Raw genomic sequence first — 18,951 nt, 5'->3', positions numbered from 1 at the left:
TATTTGTTCATGAAAGTGTTGAAAGTAGTCTTAAAATCTAAAAGTTATTTTTGTATAATAAATTATAATGAAATGACAGGGGGGATGAATTTTGAAAAAATTCATAATCACTGGATTGTCTGTATTGTTATTAGTTGGTTGCGGTGCTCCAAAGGAAAAAGAGGGTACACAATCAAAGCCAGAAGAACAAGTTGTAAACGCAAGTAATGAGAATATAGTTGTATTTCCTGAAGGAGCAATGCCAATTGGAGAAGGGAAAGTGAAAGTTATTACTCCAGATGGCACTTCTGAAAATGGCAATATACCAACCGTATTCATTAAAAAGGATACTTTAATTCAACACGTTGAATTAGAGCTTTCTAATTTTCAAAATGATAAAGAAACATTCGTATTTGTAGATCAAGTATTTGCAGATAAACATCAAGTAACTAGTACAACACAGACAACAGTACAATTAAAAGAAAAGACGCTTGAAACAGGTAGTCATACAATTACTGCAGTTCAGTATGAAAACAATGACCCGAAAGGAAAGGTTATTAGTTTTAATCAAGCAACATTTGAGACAAAGCCTGCGTCTTAATAAGAATAAAAAGTACATTACTCAAAAAAGTAGTGTGCTTTTTTGTTTAGATGGAATGAGGTAATAGTGAATAATTTGGTTTACTATACAAGAGATAATTCACGTTACGTTCGATTATGAAATTCATGATTTGTTAATTGGAAGTGTATGGTTTGTCATTGTGTACCTGTTCTATGATAAACTCAAATTAAGGGAAGTTTTACAAGTAAAATGTAGGTATTTCATTTGAAATGTCGAATAGTACATACGATGTCGTAATAACAAATTTTCTATTGTTTACTGTGAAACAGGAGAAGGAGAGATAGTAATGAAGCGAGCTCTTATAAATATTGATTATACATATGATTTTGTAGCTGAAAAAGGTGCTCTAACTTGCGGTAAGCCGGGCCAAGAAATTGAGAAAGAAATTGTACAAATAACGAAGCAATATATTGAAAATGGAGATTACGTTGTCTTTGCGATTGATAAACATGAAGAAAATGATGTATATCATCCAGAATCAAAATTATTCCCGCCTCATAATATAGCTGGCACAAATGGAAGAGAGTTGTTTGGTGAATTACAAGATGTATACGAAACATATAAAAATGCTGAGAATGTATATTATATGGATAAAACACGATATAGCGCATTTGCAGGGACAGACTTAGAGATGAAGTTAAGAGAAAGAGGAATTGAAGAGGTTCATCTTGTAGGGGTATGTACTGATATTTGTGTTCTTCACACAGCAGTAGACGCTTATAATAAAGGATTTAAAATTGTTGTTTTTGAAAAGGCAGTTGCATCTTTTAATGCACAAGGTCATGAATATGCACTTGGACATTTTAAATCTTGTTTAGACGCAGAAGTGAAGTGAAAAAAGAGGCCGTTAAAAAAGGTCTCTTTTTTACTTTTAAATAGAAACGACATTTTGCTCGATTAGTTTTTTTAGGAACGGACTTATTTTTTCTGGTAACGCATTTATATCAAAAAATTGTACATGTAATGATTCAATTCCATCAGCTTTTAACGTACCGCCTGTAAGGTCTTTGCAAAGATATGCGATCGTTATAGGGTAAAATTCATCCCCGTTCGGTAATTTCACAAAAAATTCTTTTCCAGAAAATACGCTTATTAACTGTAAAGTTCCTATTTCAATCCCTGTTTCTTCGAGCACTTCTCGTCTTCCTGCTTCCTCTGTTGATTCACCTAGTTCAACGAATCCACCAGGGACACCCCAAATTCCATTTCGTCTTTGTTGAAGTAATATTTGTCCTTGTTCATTGAAAACAGCTACAGCAATTCCTGCTAGATTGAGTGGTCTTGATCCAATAACTTCTCTTAGTTCTTCGATATACCCTATTGTTAGTAACCTCCGCGAATCAAAATATTTTCAAATGAACTATTCGGCGCGGTATTATTATTTCCTTTTTTGTTGATGGAAGTATTGCGGTCATAAAATAAAGTCGTTTATAAAAAATTCTATTGCAATCTCCCTTTAGATTATGAAAAAGGGTATATTTATAGGAGGATGTGTAACAAGTCTTAAGGAAATCAAAAAGTATTACAATAAATCAGTTTTGTATGAAATTTTTATTAGTTAAGGAAGTGGATGGATGAGTTTATTAACGTATACTGAAGAATTTTTTAATTATGTACGGGAGTTTTTGCTTTTAAGATTTTTACTATTTGCTTTAGTTCTGATCATTATTTCTTTTGTAATAAACCGCATTATTGATTGGTTTTTTAGGAAATCAAGCTTTTTTGATGAAGAGGTAGAGCAAACGATTCAAAGTGTGATTCGATCTATTTTTAGATATATTATTATCATCAGTCTAATCATATATTTAATTAGCCAATTTGTAGATATAAAAAGTATCATTGCAGGTGCAGGGATAGCGGGGGTTGTTATCGGTTTTGCTGCACAACAGATGTTGAAAGATGTTATATTAGGCTTTGCGAGATTAGCGGACAAAGAGTTTCGTGTTGGCGATTTTGTTACTTTTAACGGAACAAACTCAGGAACGATTGAGGAAATTAGTATTCGTTTTATGCAAATTCGTGAATGGTCAGGAAAACTCCTTACCATACCACATGGAGAGATTAGAACGATACAAAATTTTAATAAAGGCTGGATGCGAGTAATTGAACGGATTACGGTAAGTTATCAGGAAGATCCTACAAGAGTAAAGGAATTGTTAGAAGAAGTTTGTGTTAATTGTAATGAAAAATTGGCTCCAAGTCTTTATAAAGTAGATGATGAAGCTGTTGAACCATTTAAATATGTTGGTGTTACAGATTTAAACCCGAATCTGAAATACGTTGGATATGAATTTTGTATTACAGGTTTAATAAAGCCAGAAGATTATTTTGAAACTTCTAGACAAGTAAGATTTGAATTAATGTCTATGTTCCATAAGAATCAAGTACAAATGCCAGCAGCCAATATGGTTGTTACTACTGAAAGTTTACAGCATATCCACAGTGGGCAATCTTTATCGGACAGCTAAAGTAGAACAGTTTGTTAAAAAAAATTCTGCTTCCAACATTGTATAGAATAAAAATAATAAAATGATTTGATATAAAGAAAGAGCTGAAGGAATTCAGTTCTTTCTGTATTTGTAGAATTTAGAAATTTCTTAATGTTATAATGGTAGTTGGTGATGAAAATGAACTTTGAAGAAAAAGAGATGCATCGTTTAGAAGCATTAAAAGCAATTGCTGAATTATTAAATGAAGCAACAGATTTACAAGACATGTTAGAAAAAGTGTTACATACATTGTTACAAGTTATGAATTTACAAACAGGGTGGATCTTTTTTATTGATGAAAGTGGAAAGCACCGTATGCTTGTAGATCAAAACTTACCACCAGCTCTTACGTGGCAAGAGAAAAAGCCGATGTGTGAAGGAGACTGCTGGTGTGTAGAGCGTTTTGTAAATGGCAGATTGGAAAAAGCGACAAATATTATTGAATGTAAGCGAATAGAGGATGCGATTGAATGTAATTGGGGAGATACCGAAGATGTTACGCATCATGCGACAATTCCCCTTAGATCTGGATCGGAGAAGTTTGGTCTATTAAATGTCGCCTCTCCTCAAAAAACACATTTTTCAGAGGAAGAATTAGCATTATTAGAATCGATTGCATTTCAAATAGGAACGACAATACAACGTATTCAGTTAGTGGAAAAAGAACGTAAATACGTAGTGGTAGCTGAAAGAAATCGACTTGCACGTGATTTACATGATTCAGTAAAACAATTGTTATTTTCTATTATGCTAACAGCAAAAGGTACTCTAAATATGACACAAGATAGAGACTTGCAAGAGATGTTGAGCTATATTGGAGAATTATCACAGGAAGCATTACAAGAGATGACACTTTTGATTTGGCAATTAAGACCGGAAGGATTAGAGAAAGGTTTAGCAGAAGCAATTAAAAATTACGGAAAGTTGTTAGGGGTTCACGTGGAAGTTCGAATTGATGGAATGGTTTCAATTGGAGATGAAATAGAAGAAGTTTTATGGCGTATTAGTCAAGAAGCAATACATAATTGTAAAAAACATGCTTCATGTGAAAAGGTAAATGTTCTTTTGAAAATAGAAAATAATCAGCTGTATTTTTACATAGAGGATAACGGAATAGGATTTATACAAGATCACGTAAGAGAGTCAGCGCTCGGCTTAAAAAGTATGAAGGAACGTATTCAGTTAATGAGGGGATCATTTCAAATAAAAACTGAGCTGAAAAAGGGTACGAAAATTGAAATTCAATTGCCGGTTTGAAGGGGAGAAGAAGGTTGAAAATTAAATTACTACTAGTTGAGGATCATCATATCGTTCGAAGAGGACTTGTATTCTTTTTGAAAACGAGAGAAGAATTTGAAATAGTTGGGGAAGCAGAAAATGGTGAAGAGGCATTAACATTTGTCCGAACGGAAAGACCAGATGTAGTATTAATGGATCTATCAATGCCGAAGATGGATGGTATTGAAGCAACAAAACGAATAAAACAATATGATGAAACAATAAAGATACTTATATTAAGTAGTTTTTCAGAGCAAGATTATGTTTTACCAGCACTAGAAGCTGGAGCAGATGGTTATCAATTAAAAGAAGTGCAACCTGAACAACTTGTTGCTTCTATTATTGCAGTACACCAAGGAAATACGAATTTTCATCCGAAAGTAACACCAGCACTATTAGGACGGTCAGCAGTTAAGAAGGAAAAAGAAAACCATTTTTCGATGTTAACGAAAAGAGAGCAAGAGGTACTTCGTGAAATTGCGAAAGGAAGAAGTAATAAGGAAATTGCAGCAGAGCTTCATATTACAGAACAAACTGTGAAAACACATGTTTCAAATGTTTTAGCTAAATTGGAAGTAGATGATCGTACGCAAGCTGCATTGTACGCAGTGAAACACGGGGAGAAATAATAAGTGTGAATAATTGTGTCACATATTATGAAAGAATACATAGGAACAATTAAAAGTTTATTGTAAAGCTGAATAAAGGTTTTTCTTCTTTCAATAATTAGGTACAATAAAGTGAAACTTTAATTAGTGGAGGGTCTATTCCCGCTAATTATTAGCTCACACCAATTGGGTTTTTACGGGATAAAGCTACGATGGAAGGGGACGATATGCTATGCCTGGAACAAGAAGTGGGATTGGAAAAATTCAGGCTTCGTTAAACGGTTTGTCACCGAAATTGCGAAGTATTGCCGAACATATTTTGAAACATCCACAAGATGTTGTACATAAATCTATTACTGAATTAGCAGAAGTTACGAATAGTTCCGAAGCTACGATATTCCGCTTATGTAAACACCTTGGTTTGCAAGGATTTCAAGATTTAAAGATTACATTAGCTCGTGAAATTGTACATACACCGATGCAAAATATTCATGAAGAAGTATCAGCAGAAGATAGTATGGTAACTGTTGCTAAAAAAGTTTTTCATTCGCATATTACAGGACTGCAAGATACATTACATTTGTTAAATGACACAGCATTAGAGCAAGCTGTAAAAGCTTTGCAAGAAGCAAATCGAATCGAGTTTTATGGAAATGGTGGCTCTGGTATTATTGCGATGGATGCGTATCATAAGTTTATGAGAACGGGTATTTCATGTATCGCTCATACTGATTCGCATTTTCAAATTATGGGAGCAGGTTTACTCTCGGAAAATTCAGTTGTTATCGCTATTTCTCATTCTGGTAGCAATAAAGGATTACTTGAAGCATTAGAAATAGCGAGAGCAAGAGGAGCTAAAATTATTGCGATTACGAGCTATCAGAAATCGGCATTAAGTCAACTTGCTGATATAACGCTCTATACTTCAACACGTGAGACAGAATTCCGCACAGAAGCAAGTTCATCAAGATTAGCACAGTTAAGTTTGTTAGATACTTTATACGTTGGTTTATCGTTACAACGCCAAGAAGAAACATTGCAAAATTTACAAAGTATACGTGAAACAATTTCGATGAAACGAATATAAAAAAAGCTCTTCAAATGAAGGGCTTTTTTTTATTGGTAAATAGTTTGCTGATTTATTTTCTTGTAGAAATATGTGACTTACTTATAGGCAGTGATAGACTCTCATTTTTAAAAATATAAAATAAAAACCGACTTATGCAATAATTCAAACATTGTTCATAATTTCACAATTTGTTTATGAAGTGTCATGTTATGATAAACATGTAATGATGATTGAACACTTAAATTTGGCACGATGATTAGCCAAACTAGTGAAGACAGAAGTTGTGAGATGAACTCATAAAAAATTCTAAAACACTAAAGGGGAGATCACATATGAAAGCAGTAGCAGTTAATAAAAATAGAAAAGCAAATATTGAAGTTATTGAAAAGGAATTACGCCCGTTACACTCAGGTGAAGCACTAGTAGATGTAGAGTATTGTGGGGTTTGTCATACTGATTTACACGTTGCAAATCATGATTTTGGAAACACAGATGGCCGTATTCTTGGTCATGAGGGTGTAGGTATTGTGACGGAAATCGCTGATGATGTTACTTCACTAAAGATAGGAGACCGTGTAAGTATTGCATGGATGTTCCAATCTTGTGGACGTTGTGAGTATTGCGTGACTGGTAGAGAAACATTTTGCCGCGAAGTTAAGAATGCTGGTTATTCAGTAGATGGTGGTATGGCTGAGCAATGTATTGTTACAGCTGATTATGCGGTGAAAGTACCAGAAGGATTAGATCCTGCTCAAGCATCATCAATCACATGTGCGGGCGTAACTACATATAAAGCAATAAAAGTATCAGATATTAAACCTGGTCAACCTATCGTAATCTATGGTTGTGGTGGATTAGGTAACTTAGCTATCCAATATGCTAAAAATGTATTTGGTGCAAAGGTAATCGCAGTAGATATTAATGATGATAAACTAGCCTTAGCAAAAGAGGTTGGTGCTGATATGACTATCAATCCAATTTCTCAAGGTCCTGCTGATAAGATTATTCAAGAGGAGTTTGGTGGTGCTTATGCTGCTGTAGTAACAGCTGTTTCAAAAGTAGCCTTCAATTCAGCAGTTGACGCAGTACGTGCTTGTGGTAAAGTCGTTGCAGTAGGTTTACCAGTAGAAACTATGGATTTGAACATTCCGCGTCTTGTACTAGACGGAATTGAAGTGGTTGGCTCTCTAGTCGGTACTCGTAAGGATCTAGAAGAGGCATTTATGTTCGGGGCAGAAGGGAAAGTAGTGCCGGTTGTTCAAACTTGTTCTTTAGATAAAGTTCAAAATGTATTCGAAGAAATGGAACAAGGTAGAATTCAAGGGCGTATGGTAATAGATTTTAAACAGCATAATTGTGATTGCAAATAATTCACTTTAAATATAAAAAGTATGAGTCTAACAAAGTACATGTAAAAAAGTTAGACTGCATAAAAAAGATGATCCCTGTATTCAATAGGGATCATCTTTTTTATATTCTACTGATATCAATGTCAATTCATACTTGATTAATGAGACATGATTAAAGGTTCACTTTATTTGCAAACGAAAAAGAATCTTTATGTTTAACAAATTTCTTTTGATCTGGAACGGATTGAATTGCTACAGTTTGCGAATCTCTTGCTTTCAGTGTATCTTGAATCCCGATTGTCATAAGCTTAATAAATAGAATCGTAATAAAGAATGAAGAGAGAGTATAAAAAATAATCCACCATGAAAGATTCATTTCATTACGATTTAATCCAATAAGGCCTGCCCAATCATTAGATAGAGAAACAGGTTTAAGCACTCCGTCATAGAGTTCACGCATTTGTATCCCGCCAATTACAATGTTAAGCAACGCTAAATGGATAACGAGTATGAGTGTTTGGACGATATGTTCCATAAATAATACAAATAAGCGGTCAAGTAATAAGACTCGTAAGTGTTTTTTGATAATATGAAAACGGCTAGCACCCAGTAATTTTGAACTTAAGATGTAATCTCGTTTCATAAATTCATCAACCTCTGAGGATATATATAAAGAAAGTGTAGGCAGAGCGACGAAAATAAGTACGAGTACTTGATAAAACGTAAATGAAATATTTGGATCTAACCCATCAGCATTTGATATGATTACAATATTAACGGGCGTGATGAGTATGAATGCGATAAATAGAGTTGGAATATAATAAAAAACTTCTGAGCATGCCTGGAAAAATCTCTTGAGTTTTGGAGCAAATAAACTTAAGAGGATTCCTATACATGTTCCACATAAAATTCGAAAGAAGCTAATTGCGACGGCTAATAAAATAGTGAATTTTGCTCCTTCTACAATTTGTAAGAAAACAGACTCTCCAAAACGATCAGATCCAAAAGGCGGAATTAACGATGGCGGAAAGGGAGCCTTTCCAAGTAATTCGTTATTGTCATTGTAAAGTAACTGAGGAGGTTTTGGGATGTTATCTTTAAAGAACCAACTATAAATAAAACTAGCTGAAATAAGTATGAATAGATAAGTAAAGCCGACTAAAAAGCGTTTTGATTTCCAAATAGATTTCATAATGCTACTCCTTTCAATTGCTTTTGCCATCTACTCATCATGAATGAGATTATTTGGAAAATGGCATAAAACGGTACAATAATCATAACAAGTATGATAAATGCAGCTGGAGGTGAAACAAACTCCTTATTAAATAAAAATTGAATAATGCCTTCCATATTAAAAACAAATTCTAATATGAATAAATTAGAAAGTAAGAAAACAAAAATCGTTTTTAAATGGTGGAAGAAGTGGATAGATATATTTTTGAATAAATGAATGCATAGTATATAACTTGATGAAAGGCCTTTTCCATAGGCAACCTCTACATAATCTTTTCCATGTTCTTCTTTTATGTATAACACCATCATCCGAAACATTTGTAATGTAGGTAAGACTGCTAAAGATAAAATAGGGAGTAAATAAGCTCGATTTTCATTAAAAGAAATAATGGTGACAGGAGATTCCCCAAATTTCTTAAGTACCCATATGAAAAATATTTGCAAACAAATCATCATCATCATATCAGGGACAGCTTCTAATATGAACACAATTCGGTTTATCCATTTTTTTATATAATCTTTTGCTAAAAAATAAAAAAATGCCATGCTAGATGATAGAAAGAGCGCAAGTAAAAAGGCTAAAAATAATACAGTAAATGAATATAGGTAAGGTTCTAAAACAGTTGGGAATAAGGGTGTTTTTTTGAAACTACCAAATTTCGGGTCTGATCCTATAACCACTAATGATTCAGGGGAGAAAACATCTTTTAACATAGTAACAATCTGATTAAAAAAAAGAATTGGTTGAAAGGTAAATCCATTTTGAGTGATAAATAAATAAGGTAAATTTAATAATAATAAGAGTGATAAGAGAATCGATGAAAGCTTTATTGTGAATTGAGATATTATATTTAACATTAAATCCCTCCGACATCTTTTTACAACATTATACAATAAATTCCTTGTTATTGTTTTTATTTTTCTGAAAAATAAGAAATTAATTAAGTTTTATAATTATAATACGTAACATAAATTTATATGGTTAAAAGGTTATAGCAAGGAGCCGATTCCTATGTCTATTAAGAAAAATGCGCAGTATTTCCATTTTCGAGGCATTTACTTTTCTTCAGTTGATTGGCATTTGGTGCTATTCCATTGCTATTAAGTTAATAGAACTAAGTTTTCTTAAAATAAAAACCACCGAAATATAGAAGTAGTTTTGAACGTAAGGAATTTGTAAGAAAGGAGTAAGAAAAAAGAGATTTTCAATGTGTATGATCAAAATATAGAGAAGAACGAGAGGGGGAATAGTTACTATATATTTTTATAAAAACAAATTAATAAAACTCTATGGAAGAAAAGAAGAAATTATAGAAGTTAACAGACATCTGAAGAAGAGGGATTAATCATTTATTAGGTCAGAGAGTTGCTTGTAGAAATAATTGACCTATAGATGATTGCAAATTCAGTGTTGACTTTTATCATTGGGAGAGTTGATAGCTATGTGGTTAGCATATGACATACCTATCAACCATCAATACAATTTAAATAGGGGAGAGGAATGCTTTATGAAAACACGCAGTAAAATTACATGTGCAAGTCTAGCACTTTTAATAGCTGGAAGTTCCCTGTTATATATAACACCAAACTCAATTGTAAAAGCAGAACCCACGCAAAATGTATCTAGTTCGTTACAAACAAGTACGCAAAGCGATCGTACTTCCGTTAAGAAAGCAATACGGGATGCACTACAACTTGGATACCCGGGAATACTCGCTAACATTTCTAAGGGTGGTAAAACTTGGAGTTATACCGCTGGGGTAGCGGATGTGAGAACCAAGAAACCAATGAAAGCAGATTTTCGCTTTCGTATTGGCAGTGTAACGAAAACGTTCATTGCAACAGTTCTACTTCAATTATCTGGAGAGAATCGTTTGAATCTAGACGACTCCATTGAAAAATGGTTGCCTGGTGTCATTCAAGGAAACGGATATGATGGTAACCAGATTACGATCCGGCAAATATTGAATCATACAAGTGGTATTGCTGACTATATAAATTCAAAAGACTTCGATATTATGGATACAAAAAAATCGTATACGGCTGAAGAATTTGTAAAGATGGGGATTTCACTCCCCCCAGACTTTGCCCCAGGAAAGGGTTGGTCTTATTCAAACACAGGATACGTATTACTGGGGATCCTTATTGAAAAAGTAACTGGCAACAGCTACGCGGAAGAGGTTGAAAATCGGATTATTGAACCGCTTGATTTGTCAAATACATTTCTACCTGGTAATTCAAGCGTGATTCCAGGCACCAAGCATGCCCGTGGCTATATCCAACTAGACGGAGCAAGTGAGCTAAAAGACGTTACGTATATTAACCCAGGTAGCTCGGATGGAGATATGATTTCTACTGCTGACGATTTAAATAAATTCTTCTCATACTTACTCAGTGGTAAATTGCTGAAGGAACAGCAGCTAAATCAAATGCTTACTACAGTTTCTACAGATAGAGAAGGAGCGGGGTATGGTCTTGGAATCGTTGAATTTAAGCTTCCGAACGGTGTCTCGGTATGGGGACATAGAGGTAGTGTTCTAGGGTTTTCCACTTTTGTTGGTGGAACACTTGGAGGCAAGCATACATTGGCCGTCAATTTGAACAGCTTTAACTTTAGTAATCCTGATCCTTTTAAAAGTATTTTACTTGCTGAATTTAGGAAGTAGGCAAAAAGGAGAAGTTTTGTCATAGTTTTATCCTTTTCGGCAAGAAGACTCCATCTGATTTGTGTTACGGGTGAAGCCCAACAATTCAGGGGGAGATGAATTGCCGTCAGCAGATAGACGAAACAATTTTGTTTCTTTTGTCTTACGATATAATCTGCCCTAGATAAGGAGGGAATATATCGTAGGACAACGAAATTGAATAATGATAATCATAATCATTTGGCTGCTTGAACCAAAAGGAATTACGATGAAGACCATGTTCACATTTTGTTCCGTTCTAAATATTGATTTGTCAAAAGTAGTTAACAGTTACAAAAATCAGTGAAAGTATTACGTAAACAAAGGAAAAGAGAAACCATGCAACGATTCACGCAGAAACAGAATATCGGACGAGCTTGTCTCACAGCTAAAGAATTCCGCTTACTGCAACGCATGTCACATAGTTCAAAAGCATTGCGAAATGTTGGATTGTACACGATAAAACAAAGTTACTTGAACAATAACAAGATGGCTACTGTAAAAGCAGTGGACACTGCTATGCAAGCCGATATGAACTACTGGGGCATGCAATCAAACTCTGTTCAAGCGATTCGTAGAGCTCTATTTACAGAAGTGAAGAGCTTTTTTAAAGCGTTGGAACAGTGGAAGAAAAATCCTGGGAAGTTCACAGGGCGTCCGAAGTTTCCAAATTATTCTCGTTCCACTGACAAACGAATCATTGAAATCTATCAGGTGCCAAAAGTAGATGATAACGGGTATTGGATCATTCCGATGAACGTTGCATTCAGAAAAAAATTCGGTTCTATTCAAATACGTATGCCTAAAAACTTAAGGAATAAAAAAATCTCCTACATTGAGATTGTACCGAAGCAAAAAGGTCGGTTCTTTGAGGTGCATTACACATATGAAATGCACGTTTCTCAAATGAAGAAGCAATCCACGACTACGAGTAACGCTTTGAGTTGCGATTTAGGTGTAGATAGATTAGTAAGTTGCGCAACCAATACAGGTGATGCATTTTTAATTGATGGAAAAAAACTAAAATCCATTAACCAGTACTTCAACAAAATGATACGTAATCTCCAGCTGAAAAATATAGAAAATGGACTTTCCAAACGCGTTGTAACGAATAAAATCGCTGCACTTTGGCATAAACGAGAAAGAAAAATAAATGGTTACATTTCACAAACGGTAGGCTTGTTGTTCCAAAAAGTGAAAGCATTTGGCATAGATACGGTTGTCGTAGGGTATAACGCTGGCTGGAAACAAAAATCTGATATGGGGAAAAAGAATAATCAAACATTTGTTCAAATCCCATTCCATAAACTGATGGCAGCGATTGAGAATAAATGTATAAAAGAAGGTATCCGATTTTTAAAACAAGAAGAAAGCTATACTTCAAAAGCTAGTTTTCTTGATAAAGATCCGGTTCCAGTTTGGTCTAAGGATGATAGAACTCATTATCGCTTTAGTGGCAAACGAATTACGCGTGGTCTGTACCAAAGTAAAGCAGGAACATGCATCCACGCTGATATTAATGGTGCATTGAATACATTGCAAAAATCAAGAGTTGTAGAATGGGATGACAATCTTAGAGTGAAAACGCCAATTCTATTAGAAGTGCAAAAACGTAAGGCTGTTGCTTCGCGCATAGCTTAGTAGGTGCGTCAACCATCCATGTGTACTCGACTTGTCGGGGCTTGTAGCACACGCCAGGTTAATCTGAGTGGTGGCTTCTTCCACAAGGAAGAACTGCTCTTTTTCGGAAGGGTGGTGCAAGTGGGAAAACGATCGTTCGTTGCCAGTACCAACCAAAAACTTACTTGGGGTGTTACCATAAGGTGGCATGAATGCTAGAGCGTCAAACTGTCTAGCGATAGACCGAAAAGACCTAGCGTTCTAACTCAAGCCCCCACTGAAAGGCTTTATCTCAGTGGGGGTAGTTGACAGTTTAAAATATACCATTTTGGTGCAAAAAACAACTTACTCTAAAAAAATTTAATACTCGTAATTAAGTATAAAAGAACGCTATCGTTTTAAGTAAATATTTCAGGAGGGTTTTATGAAAAAGAAAATGATTACTGCACTTGGTGTTTCTGCTATAATACTGACTAATTTTGTAGGAAGTACTTATGCAGACTCGAAAACAGGAGTTTCTGTTACAGCTCCCTACAATAAAAATCAAATAGCGGAATGGTTAGAAATGCACGCGAAGCCTTTAAAAACAACGAATCCAAATGCATCTTTTAATGATTTAAAACCACTTAAGAATATGGTAGGTTCAGCTTCAATTGTAGGTTTAGGTGAAGCTACGCATGGGGCTCATGAAGTTTTTTACGATGAAAAACCGTATTGTGAATTATTTAGTATCTGAAAAGGGCTATACCAACCTAGTTTTAGAAGAGGGGTGGGACAGAGCTTTAGAACTTGATCGATATGTTCTTACTGGTAAGGGAAATCCAAGCCAACATCTATCACCTGTATTTAAGACGAAAGAAATGTTAGATTTACTTGATTGGATTCGGCAATATAATGCTAATCCAAAACATAAATCTAAAGTGCGTATCATCGGGATGGACATTCAATCAGTAAACGAGAATGTTTATAATAATATAATAGAATATGTTAAAAGAACCAATTCAAAACTTGTGCCGAGGGTAGAAGAGAAGATAAAAGGTCTTATTCCTGTAACAAAGGATATGAGTACTTTTGAAAGCCTTACGAAAGAAGAAAAAGAAAAGTATATTTCAGATGCTAAACAAATTAGTGCTTTATTAGAGGAAAATAAAAGTTATTTAAATGGGAAATCTAAAGAGTTCGCATGGATAAAACAAAATGCTCGTATTATTGAACAGTTTACTACAATGTTAACGTCACCTCCTGATAAACCATCGGATTTATATTTGAAACATGATATTGCAATGTATGAAAATGCGAAGTGGACTGAAGAACATTTAGGAAAAACCATTGTCTGGGGACATAATGGACACGTTTCGAAAACAAATATGCTTCCTTTTATATACCCTAAAGTAGCTGGGCAGCATTTAGCGGAGTATTATGGAAAACAGTACGTATCTATTGGAACGTCAGTTTATGAAGGACAATACAATGTCAAGAATAGCGATGGTGAATTTGGCCCATATGGAATATTAAAATCGGATGATCCAAACAGTTATAACTACATCTTTGGACAAGTTAAAAAAGATCAATTTTTTATTGATTTACGTAAGGCAAACGGCGTGACAAAAACTTGGTTAAACGAACAAAATCCAATTTTCGCTGGAGTAACTAACGAAGGGCCTCATATACCCAAAACTGTTGATATATCATTAGGTAAAGCGTTTGATATACTTGTTCAAATTCAAAAAGTGAGTCCATCTCAACTACATCAATAAATTTAGAATAATATACCTTAATGAAAAAATACGCTATTCTTTCTATAGAATCATAGGAAAGGATGGCGTTTTTGTATCTGATCTATTACAACAATTTGGTTAAGGAATTTAAAACTTTTTATCTCCTAATACCTTATGAAATCTTACTAAAAATGTTAGTTTTGTACAACGAACCACATACCCATCAAGCTAAAGAACTAGTTACCCAAAAACTAGAAAAAGAGTGTGTTGCGAAACGAATATGATGCAATTTTACCGGACGGAAAAGCTACATATAGTATGTAAATGAAATGGAATTAGGGGATTTATTTTTCGTTATGAAAAAAATTTTCTTTTTAAAACTTGATTAAAGAAAAAATATTTTATATACTGATTCATGTAAACGGTTTACTAGATCGTATTTTGCTAGAAACGAAGGGAAGATTCGTATGGAAACAAGGGGGAGAGTAATCGGGATTGATATCGGTACCACAAGTACAAAAACGGTTGTGTTCACAGAAAAAGGAAAAGTCGTTGCATCACATGCAGTTGATTATCCAATTATTCAACCGAACGTCGGATGGGCTGAGCAAGATCCGGATGTAATATGTGCCGCTGTCTATAAAACTGTAAGCGTTGCCATCGAAAAGGGTAATGTATTACCAGAAGATATTTCTTCAATCGGTATTAGTACAGCAATGCACGCATTAATTGCAGTAGATGAAAATGGTGCGCCGTTAACGCGCTCTATTATTTGGGCAGATAATCGTAGTACGAAACAAGCAGAAAAATTATTACAACATATGAATGGACATGAAATTTATAAACGTACAGGTACACCAATTCATCCAATGTCTCCACTATCTAAGTTGTTATGGATGAAAGAAGAGGAACCAGAATTATATAAAAGTGCTTATAAATTTATTTCTATTAAAGAGTATGTTATTTACCAATTATTTTCACGCTACGTAGTTGATTATTCCATTGCTTCTGCTACAGGGTTATTCAATTTAGAAACGTTAAATTGGGATGTTGATGTGTTGGGAATGTTAAATATTTCTACAGAACAATTATCAACTCCAGTACCAACTACATATATTTTATCGGGTATGAAACCGGAATTAGCACAAAAGATGGGGATTCGTAAAGATACTCCAGTTGTTATTGGTGCAAGTGATGGAGTTCTTGCGAATGTAGGCGTTGGTGCAATATCGCCTGGCTCAGCTGCAATTACGATTGGAACAAGTGGTGCAGTTCGAACGATTTCATCAAGTGTTAATACAGATGAAAAAGGAAGAACGTTTTGTTATGCATTAACAGACGAGCATTGGGTGATCGGCGGACCAACGAATAACGGCGGAATATTATTGAGATGGTTACGTGATGAATTTGGTAGTCCGGAGCAAGAAGTAGCAAGGAAGCTTGGGATTGATCCGTATGATTTATTAATTAAGTATGCGGAAAGTGTACCGGCTGGAGCTGATGGATTACTGTTCTTGCCTTTCTTATCTGGTGAACGTGCACCTTACTGGAATGCAAATGCTCGTGGTACATTCTTCGGAATAAACCTTCAGCATAAACGAGAACATTTTATACGTGCAGTCATGGAAGGCGTTTGTATGAGTGTATATTCAGTAGCGCTCGCAATCAGGGATTGTACCGGACCACTTACTGAAATACGCGTTTCAGGAGGATTTGCGAAATCTCCATTTTGGAGACAAATGTTATCCGATATGATGGGAAAAGAATTGCTTGTTCCTGAAAGTCATGAAGCATCTGCGCTTGGGGCAGCGGCAGTTGCTTTATATGCTGTAGGAAAAATCGATTCTCTTGAAGAGGTAAAGGATTGGATTGATATTGTCCATCACCATGTACCGAATAAAGAAAATACGGCTATTTATTTAGAAATGTTTTATATGTATGAACGACTTTACAATCGTCTGAAAGAAGAATTTGATTGTATAGCTGCTTTCCAACGTAAACAATAGGGGGATTGGGAGAAATGGTAGTTGGGATCGTACTAGCGGCAGTTGTCATACTACTTTTACTTATTACGGTAGTAAAATGGCATCCGTTTGTCGCATTAATTTTAACAGCAATCGGTGTAGGGCTGGCAATGGGAATGCCATTGATTGGAACTTCACCAAAAGATCCAGGGATTATTGATTCTATTAAATTAGGGCTTGGTAATACGTTAGGGTTTTTAGCGATAGTTTTAGCACTAGGAACGATGCTTGGAAAAATGATGGCTGAATCTGGCGGTGCTGAACGAATTGCTAATACATTGATTGATCGTTTTGGGAAGAAACGTGTTCACTGGGCAATGATGTTCGTTGCATTTTTAGTGGGAATTCCAGTGTTTTTCCAAGTTGGATTTGTACTATTAATTCCATTAGTATTTACAATTGCGTTAGAAACTGGGGTATCACTTATTACAATCGGTATCCCGCTTGTAGCAGGGCTATCTGTTGTACACGGACTCGTTCCGCCGCATCCAGCAGCGATGGCAGCGGTAGGTATTTTTAAAGCAGATGTAGGGAAGACAATTTTATATGCATTAATTGTCGGACTTCCAACTGCAATTATTTCAGGTCCGCTTTATGGAAAATGGATCGGTGCTCGTATACATAAAGAAGTACCATTAGATATAGCGGAGCAATTTATTGAAAGAGATAAGAAGAAGGAACTTCCTAGTTTCGGAAATACATTGTTTACTATTTTACTTCCAGTATTTCTTATGCTAGGTGCATCAATAGCGGAAGTAGCGCTAAGCAAAACAAGTCAACTTGCACAAGTATTGCACTTTATTGGAGATCCAATAGTTGCATTATTAATTGCAACGATATATTCTTTCTTTAGTCTTGGTTATGCAAAAGGTTTCTCAAAAGATAAAGTGTTACAATTTACAAATGATTGCTTAGGCCCAATTGCGAACATACTGTTAGTTATTGGTGCAGGCGGAGCATTTAATAAAGTATTATTAGATTCTGGAATTGGAACGACAATCGCAGAAATGGCGAAAGAATCTCACATTTCACCAATATTATTAGGCTGGGGAATTGCGGCACTTATCCGAATTGCAACTGGATCAGCTACTGTTTCAATGATGACAGCTGCTGGAATTGTTGCACCGATTGCGGCAAGTACACCAGGTGTAAATGTTGAACTACTAGCACTTGCAACAGGTGCTGGGTCATTAATTTTATCACATGTAAATGATTCTGGATTTTGGATGATTAAAGAGTATTTTGGAATGACAGTGAAAGAAACATTATTAACATGGACTGCAATGGAGACGATACTATCTGTTGTAGCACTTGGACTAATTTCGTTATTAAATATATTTGTATAGAATGGGAGATTGATTAATATGAAACTAGGTTTAATTGGATTAGGAAAAATGGGATTCCCATTAGCGGAACATTTATATGAAGACAAGCATGAAGTAGTTGTATATGACGTAAATAAAGAGCTTGTTGAAAAGGCAGGAAAACTAGGAATTACTGCACGTCATACATTAAAAGAAATGATTGCTGAACTAGAAGCTCCTCGTACAATTTGGGTAATGGTACCTGCTGGAGAAGTTGTAGAGTCAGTACTAAAAGATGTATATCCATTATTAGAGGAAGGCGATATCGTTATTGAAGGCGGAAATTCATTCTATAAAGATACGTTACGCCGTGCAGAAGAAGCGAAAAGCTTTGGTTTACATTACGTAGATATCGGAACATCTGGTGGTGTAGAAGGAGCGAGATACGGTGCTTGCTTAATGGTTGGTGGAGAAAAAGAAATTTATGATCAATTAGAACCTTTATTTAAAGATTTAGCGGTAGAAAATGGGTATTCTTATGTAGGCCGCGTTGGTAGTGGGCATTTCTTAAAAATGGTACATAACGGTATTGAGTACGGCATGATGCAAGCAATCGCTGAAGGCTTTGAAGTGTTAGATAAAAGTGATTTTGATTTCAATTATGAAGATGTTGCAAAAGTATGGGCGAACGGATCAGTTATCCGTGGCTGGTTAATGGACTTAACTGAAAAAGCATTTGCAGAAGATCCGAAACTAGATGGCATTAAAGGTGTAATGAACTCTTCAGGAGAAGGGAAATGGACTGTTGAAACGGCACTTGAACTTCAAGCAGCGGCACCGGTAATCGCGATGTCACTATTTATGCGCTACCGTTCTCAAGAAGATGATACATTCCATGGAAAAGTAGTTTCAGCACTACGTAATCAGTTCGGCGGACATGAAGTTGTAAAAAAATAAGGATGTTTTTGAAAAGA

15 protein-coding genes and 2 pseudogenes are annotated in these 18,951 nt (G+C 35.2%); 14 read left to right on the top strand and 3 right to left on the bottom strand.

Features of this window, described 5'->3' with window-relative positions; genetic code table 11:
- Positions 1-91: 91 nt before the first annotated feature.
- Positions 92-580, top strand: coding sequence for a hypothetical protein (locus tag ACYVEC_RS17300; RefSeq protein WP_063223321.1), 489 nt, complete (start codon positions 92-94; stop codon positions 578-580).
- A 307-nt stretch (positions 581-887) separates the two neighbouring features.
- Positions 888-1,436 (top strand): cysteine hydrolase family protein, encoded by a 549-nt coding sequence (locus ACYVEC_RS17295; protein WP_063223322.1) that lies wholly within the window; start codon positions 888-890, stop codon positions 1,434-1,436.
- Positions 1,437-1,472: 36 nt separating this feature from the next.
- Here the strand turns inward: ACYVEC_RS17295 and ACYVEC_RS17290 are convergent, their stop codons facing one another.
- Positions 1,473-1,922, bottom strand: coding sequence for an NUDIX hydrolase (locus ACYVEC_RS17290; RefSeq protein ID WP_460507733.1), 450 nt, complete (start codon positions 1,920-1,922; stop codon positions 1,473-1,475).
- A 253-nt stretch (positions 1,923-2,175) separates the two neighbouring features.
- On the opposite strand from ACYVEC_RS17290, the gene ACYVEC_RS17285 reads away from it, so the two are divergent.
- The 5 genes from ACYVEC_RS17285 to adhP all read left to right on the top strand — a co-directional run bounded on the left by ACYVEC_RS17285 (position 2,176) and on the right by adhP (position 7,415).
- A complete protein-coding gene (locus ACYVEC_RS17285) occupies positions 2,176-3,069 on the top strand; it encodes a mechanosensitive ion channel family protein (RefSeq protein ID WP_063223324.1) in 894 nt (297 codons plus the stop codon).
- Positions 3,070-3,228: 159 nt separating this feature from the next.
- A complete protein-coding gene (locus tag ACYVEC_RS17280; protein WP_063223325.1) occupies positions 3,229-4,347 on the top strand; it encodes a GAF domain-containing sensor histidine kinase in 1,119 nt (372 codons plus the stop codon).
- 14 nt (positions 4,348-4,361) lie between these two features.
- Complete coding sequence (locus ACYVEC_RS17275; RefSeq protein ID WP_063223326.1) at positions 4,362-4,997, top strand: response regulator; 636 nt, start codon at positions 4,362-4,364, stop codon at positions 4,995-4,997.
- 211 nt (positions 4,998-5,208) lie between these two features.
- Positions 5,209-6,063, top strand: coding sequence for a MurR/RpiR family transcriptional regulator (locus tag ACYVEC_RS17270; protein ID WP_063223327.1), 855 nt, complete (start codon positions 5,209-5,211; stop codon positions 6,061-6,063).
- 314 nt (positions 6,064-6,377) lie between these two features.
- A complete protein-coding gene (adhP, locus tag ACYVEC_RS17265; protein ID WP_063223328.1) occupies positions 6,378-7,415 on the top strand; it encodes an alcohol dehydrogenase AdhP in 1,038 nt (345 codons plus the stop codon).
- A 151-nt stretch (positions 7,416-7,566) separates the two neighbouring features.
- On the opposite strand, the gene ACYVEC_RS17260 is transcribed toward adhP, so the two are convergent.
- Both ACYVEC_RS17260 and ACYVEC_RS17255 read right to left on the bottom strand, forming a co-directional pair.
- Positions 7,567-8,586 carry an ABC transporter permease gene (locus ACYVEC_RS17260; protein ID WP_063223329.1) on the bottom strand — a complete coding sequence of 340 codons (1,020 nt, stop codon included), beginning with the start codon at positions 8,584-8,586 and terminating at the stop codon, positions 7,567-7,569.
- Positions 8,583-9,485 (bottom strand): ABC transporter permease subunit, encoded by a 903-nt coding sequence (locus ACYVEC_RS17255; RefSeq protein WP_460507447.1) that lies wholly within the window; start codon positions 9,483-9,485, stop codon positions 8,583-8,585. The genes ACYVEC_RS17260 and ACYVEC_RS17255 overlap by 4 nt, the downstream gene beginning before the upstream one ends.
- Positions 9,486-10,135: 650 nt before the next feature.
- On the opposite strand from ACYVEC_RS17255, the gene ACYVEC_RS17250 reads away from it, so the two are divergent.
- From ACYVEC_RS17250 to gnd, 7 genes and pseudogenes are all read left to right on the top strand, one after another.
- A complete protein-coding gene (locus tag ACYVEC_RS17250) occupies positions 10,136-11,293 on the top strand; it encodes a serine hydrolase domain-containing protein (RefSeq protein WP_063223333.1) in 1,158 nt (385 codons plus the stop codon).
- Between the two features lie 240 nt (positions 11,294-11,533).
- Positions 11,534-11,612: pseudogene (locus tag ACYVEC_RS17245) on the top strand (IS200/IS605 family transposase); the annotation flags it as partial.
- A 38-nt stretch (positions 11,613-11,650) separates the two neighbouring features.
- Entirely contained in the window at positions 11,651-12,952 is a 1,302-nt protein-coding gene (locus ACYVEC_RS17240; protein WP_199677602.1) for an RNA-guided endonuclease TnpB family protein, read from the top strand.
- A 403-nt stretch (positions 12,953-13,355) separates the two neighbouring features.
- Positions 13,356-14,688 (top strand): annotated as a pseudogene (locus ACYVEC_RS17235) (erythromycin esterase family protein).
- 428 nt (positions 14,689-15,116) lie between these two features.
- A complete protein-coding gene (gntK, locus tag ACYVEC_RS17230) occupies positions 15,117-16,655 on the top strand; it encodes a gluconokinase (RefSeq protein ID WP_063223446.1) in 1,539 nt (512 codons plus the stop codon).
- Between the two features lie 14 nt (positions 16,656-16,669).
- Positions 16,670-18,019: a GntP family permease gene (locus ACYVEC_RS17225; RefSeq protein ID WP_063223445.1), complete on the top strand. Its 1,350-nt coding sequence runs from the start codon at positions 16,670-16,672 to the stop codon at positions 18,017-18,019.
- A gap of 18 nt (positions 18,020-18,037) precedes the next feature.
- Positions 18,038-18,934, top strand: coding sequence for a phosphogluconate dehydrogenase (NAD(+)-dependent, decarboxylating) (gene gnd, locus ACYVEC_RS17220; protein ID WP_063223444.1), 897 nt, complete (start codon positions 18,038-18,040; stop codon positions 18,932-18,934).
- The last annotated feature ends 17 nt before the right edge of the window (positions 18,935-18,951 follow it).

This window comes from Bacillus sp. MN7755 (genome assembly GCF_054771475.1).
The sequence above is the reverse complement of the archived record's forward strand: the minus strand, read 5'-3'. Positions and strand labels throughout refer to the sequence as shown.

Excerpts from the sequence above, each read along its gene's own strand:
- ACYVEC_RS17225 (WP_063223445.1), top strand. The coding sequence starts at position 16,670 with ATGGTAGTTGGGATCGTACTAGCGGCAGTTGTCATACTACTTTTACTT.
- ACYVEC_RS17295 (WP_063223322.1), top strand. The coding sequence starts at position 888 with ATGAAGCGAGCTCTTATAAATATTGATTATACATATGATTTTGTAGCT.
- ACYVEC_RS17260 (WP_063223329.1), bottom strand. The coding sequence starts at position 8,586 with ATGAAATCTATTTGGAAATCAAAACGCTTTTTAGTCGGCTTTACTTAT.
- ACYVEC_RS17270 (WP_063223327.1), top strand. The coding sequence starts at position 5,209 with ATGCCTGGAACAAGAAGTGGGATTGGAAAAATTCAGGCTTCGTTAAAC.
- ACYVEC_RS17250 (WP_063223333.1), top strand. The coding sequence starts at position 10,136 with ATGAAAACACGCAGTAAAATTACATGTGCAAGTCTAGCACTTTTAATA.
- ACYVEC_RS17285 (WP_063223324.1), top strand. The coding sequence starts at position 2,176 with ATGAGTTTATTAACGTATACTGAAGAATTTTTTAATTATGTACGGGAG.
- gntK (WP_063223446.1), top strand. The coding sequence starts at position 15,117 with ATGGAAACAAGGGGGAGAGTAATCGGGATTGATATCGGTACCACAAGT.
- ACYVEC_RS17255 (WP_460507447.1), bottom strand. The coding sequence starts at position 9,485 with ATGTTAAATATAATATCTCAATTCACAATAAAGCTTTCATCGATTCTC.
- ACYVEC_RS17280 (WP_063223325.1), top strand. The coding sequence starts at position 3,229 with ATGAACTTTGAAGAAAAAGAGATGCATCGTTTAGAAGCATTAAAAGCA.
- adhP (WP_063223328.1), top strand. The coding sequence starts at position 6,378 with ATGAAAGCAGTAGCAGTTAATAAAAATAGAAAAGCAAATATTGAAGTT.
- ACYVEC_RS17240 (WP_199677602.1), top strand. The coding sequence starts at position 11,651 with ATGCAACGATTCACGCAGAAACAGAATATCGGACGAGCTTGTCTCACA.
- gnd (WP_063223444.1), top strand. The coding sequence starts at position 18,038 with ATGAAACTAGGTTTAATTGGATTAGGAAAAATGGGATTCCCATTAGCG.